The sequence below is a fragment of the Streptomyces sp. OfavH-34-F genome (assembly GCF_022347745.1).
Classification (GTDB): Bacteria; Actinomycetota; Actinomycetes; order Streptomycetales; family Streptomycetaceae; genus Streptomyces.
The window spans coordinates 1-3,490 of the sequence record NZ_JAKRGC010000476.1; the positions used below are offsets into that span (position 1 = coordinate 1).

4 protein-coding genes are annotated in these 3,490 nt (G+C 77.2%); 1 reads left to right on the forward strand and 3 read right to left on the reverse strand.

Translation table 11 applies throughout. From position 1 onward, the window contains the following. Positions 1–287 precede the first annotated feature (287 nt). Positions 288–1,091: a SigB/SigF/SigG family RNA polymerase sigma factor gene (locus MHW47_RS33540; protein ID WP_239227620.1), complete on the forward strand. Its 804-nt coding sequence runs from the start codon at positions 288–290 to the stop codon at positions 1,089–1,091. Here the strand turns inward: MHW47_RS33540 and MHW47_RS33545 are convergent. The 3 genes from MHW47_RS33545 to MHW47_RS33555 all read right to left on the reverse strand — a co-directional run. Further along, entirely contained in the window at positions 1,079–1,996 is a 918-nt protein-coding gene (locus tag MHW47_RS33545; protein WP_239227621.1) for a glycosyltransferase family 2 protein, read from the reverse strand. The two genes, MHW47_RS33540 and MHW47_RS33545, sit on opposite strands and share 13 nt — an antisense overlap. Further along, complete coding sequence (locus MHW47_RS33550) at positions 1,993–2,922, reverse strand: glycosyltransferase family 2 protein (RefSeq protein ID WP_239227622.1); 930 nt, start codon at positions 2,920–2,922, stop codon at positions 1,993–1,995. Before MHW47_RS33550 ends, MHW47_RS33545 begins: the two co-directional genes overlap by 4 nt. Beyond that, on the reverse strand, positions 2,915–3,490 hold a 576-nt coding region (locus MHW47_RS33555), incomplete at its 5' end, for a glycosyltransferase family 9 protein (RefSeq protein ID WP_239227623.1). The genes MHW47_RS33555 and MHW47_RS33550, both read right to left, overlap by 8 nt.

Consider the following 3,490-nt stretch of genomic DNA (forward strand, 5'->3'; position numbering starts at 1 on the left):
GCCCGCCCGGACCACCCCCGTCCCGGAGCCGGTACCGGCGGCGGTGCCCGCGCTGACCCCGGTCGCCTGAGCCGGCCGCCCCGCCGGGGCCCGCACTCCCCCGTCCGCGCGGTGGCGGCGGGCCTGACCTGGGGCGCGGCGGGTGGGTGTTTGAGGCGGTTTCGGGAGGGAAAGGGCCAGGCGTGCTTCGGACAAGAGGCGCGCCCGTGGGAGCTCTGCTCCGGGTGCGGCCTGTCCGCCGGCTCCCGCGGTGGTCCGTACAGGCGACGCCGAGGGAGTGACACACGATGGCCGGTGCCCGACAGACAGCGCCCGAACGAGGCCGGGAGGCGGAGCCGGGGACGGCGGCCTTCCACCGGCTGCGGGCCCTTCCCGACGGCCCCGAGAAGGACGAACTGCGCCGCGCGACCGTCTGCGCCTGGCTGCCCATGGCCCACCGGCTGGCCGCGCGCTTCCGCGACCGGGGGGAGCCGCTGGACGATCTGCGCCAGGTCGCGGCGATCGGGCTGGTGAAGGCGGTGGACCGCTACGACCCGGCGCGCGGCAAGGCGTTCGAGACCTACGCGATACCGACGGTGGTCGGCGAACTGAAGCGGCACTTCCGGGACCACACCTGGGACGTCCATGTGCCGCGCCGGGTCCAGGACCTCCGCAACCGGGTACGGACGGCCCGCCGTGACCTCGCGCAGCGGCCGGGCGGCCGTCCGCCGACCGAGGAGGAGATCGCGGACCGTACGGGGCTGTGCGCCGAGGACGTACGGGCGGGGCTGGAGGCCCTGGACAGCTACCGCACGCTGTCGCTGGACGCGGAGACGCCGAGCCCCGGGGACGGGTCCAGCCTCGCGGACACGCTGGGGCTGTGCGACCACGCGCTGGACGTCGCCGTGGACCGGGAGGCCGTCAAGCCGGGGCTGCGCAGCCTGCCGGAACGCGAGCGCACCATCCTGTATCTGCGGTTCTTCCGCGACATGACGCAGGACCGGATCGCCGAGGCGCTCGGCATCTCGCAGATGCACGTCTCGCGCCTGATCGCCCAGTGCTGCGAGCAGGTGCGCCGCCAGGCGCTCCAGGAGTCCGCTCAGCCGACGTAGCGCCGCGACGTCCCCCGCCGCTGCGCGTGCTCCAGCGCCCTCAGCCGGCGCTCGATGTCCGGCGGTACGGGCCGGCGCAGGCGCAGCACCCACGGCAGGCCCCGTCCCGCCTGTCCGAAGGCGCGGAGCGAGGCGCGGTCCCGGGGGACGGTGGCGAGCAGGTAGAGGGTGCGCCGCAGCGCGGAGCGGGCCGGGCGGCGCAGCCAGGTGAACCAGAGGGTGTTGCGCAGTCCGAGGACGCGGCGGGCGGTGCTGTCGCGCACGGGGGACGCGGCGTGGTGGACGACCATCTCGGGGACGTACGCGAGCCACCAGCCGGCCCGCATCAGGTCGGTGGCCATCAGCTCCTCCTCGCCGCCGAGCCAGAGGCCGGGGTGGAAGCCGCCCGCCTCCCGGAACGCCTCGACGCGCATCACGGTCGCCCCCGCCAGGAACGAGCCGATCGCGGGGCCGGGCAGCCAGGACGGGCCGGTGAGCGGCGAGTCCCGCAGCTCCGCCACCACGGGGTCGTCCTCCCCCGCGGGCTCGACGACGATCCGGGCGGTGACGGCCGCCAGCCGCGCGTGGGCGTCCAGCCGGTCGGCGGCGGTGCGCAGGGAGCCGGGATCCCACCAGGTGTCGTCGTCGCAGAAGGCCACGTACGGGGTGCGGACGTGGCGGACGGCCAGGTTGCGGCCGACCGCGCCGAGGTTGCGGCCCGGGGTGAGCAGCCGTACGTCCGGGAAGTCCCGCGCGACGGCCTCCGCCGTGCCGTCCGTGGAGCCGTTGTCCGTGACGATCACGGCGGGGCGTTCCGGGAGCCGGCTCAGCAGGCGCAGGGTGCGCAGCAGTTCCGGGCGGCGGTCCCGGGTGATGATCACGACGGTGACCCGCCGGTCGGGGGTGTGCGCGGCCGCCGGGCTCATCGCCGGTCGCCGTTCTCCCGGGCGGCCTGGGCGGCCTGGGCGGCCTGGGCGCTTTCCAGGAGCCGGATCCGGCGCTCCACCCACGGGGGCAGTTCCCGGCGCCGGTGCAGGGCGGCGGGCAGGCGTCTCAGGGTCTGGGCGAGGGCGGTTCCGGCGCCCGGCCGTCCCCGGGTCCAGGCGCGGAGCAGCCGGGCGGTCTCGCGCAGGGCGACGGGGAGCGGCCGCCGGAGCCAGGCGGTGAGGAGGGAGTTGCGCAGGACGGTGGCGGCGCGTCCGGGCCGCTCGTCCGCGTGGGGTCCGTGGTGGGCGACGAGGGACGGTTCGTGGACGACGCCCCAGCCGGCCGCCGTGAGGTCGTAGGCGAGCAGGGTCTCCTCGGCGCCGAAGAAGAGGAGGGGGTGGTAGCCGCCGGCGTCCAGGAAGGCGGAGCGCCGGACGACGGCCGCGCAGCCGAGGAAGCCCAGCACGGGCGTGCCGGGCAGGTCCGCCTGTGCGGGGAGGGGCGAGGCTGCGAGAACCCGGTTGAGCGGGTCGGGTTCGCCGGTCGGGTGCACCAGGGTGCGGGAGGCCAGCAGGCCGAGCCTCGGGTAGGTGTCGAAGAGGGCTTCCGCCGTCTTGAGGGCGCCCGGCTCCCACCAGGAGTCGTCGTCGCTGAACGCCACGTAGGGGGTGGTGGCGTGCCGTGCGGCGAGGTTGCGGCCGAGCGCGCCGGTGTTCCGGCCGGGCGAGAGGAGCCGCGCACCCACGGGGTGGCGCCGTACGGCCTCACCGGTGCCGTCCGTCGATCCGTTGTCGACCACGATGACGGGCGGCTTCTCGGGCAGCGCGGCGAGCCGGTCCAGGGTGTGCAGCAGGCTGTCGCGCCGGTTGCGGGTGATGATCGCGACGGTGGTGCGGCCGCCCCGGCCGGGGGTGGGCTCAGCCATGGCGGGCGGCCTCCTTCGCCGCCGCGCCGCCCCGGTGCAGGGCGGCCAGCGCGCTGCCGGTCACCTCGTCGGCGCGGATGCGCAGCAGCAGCGGGTCCGGGGTGGCCGCGTGCGGGTCGCCCGGCGGGCCCGGGTGCCAGAGCACGGTGTGCCGGCGGTCCGGGGGCGGGCCCCACAGCGAGGGGGCGACCGGGCCGAAGAGGGTCACGGACCGGGTGCCGTGCGCGTAGGCGAGGTGGGCGGGTCCGGTGTCGCCGCTGATGAGGAGCGCGGCCCCGGCGACGAGGGCGGACAGGTCGTCGAAGGTCAGGGTGCCCGCGAGGAGGTCGGCGGGGCCGAGTCCGGCGAGTCCGGCGATCTCGGCGCACAGGTCCTCCTCCCCCGGTCCGCCGCTGACGACGACCTGGTGCCCGGCGTCCCGGAGCGCCGCCGCGACGGCCGCGTAGCGTTCGGCGGGCCAGCGGCGGGCGGGGGCGTCGGCGCCGGGGTGGACGACGACGGCGCCCGGTGCCGGGGAGGGTGCGGTGGGCGGCGGGATGCGGAGTTCGGCGGGGGCGGCGGGGGGGGC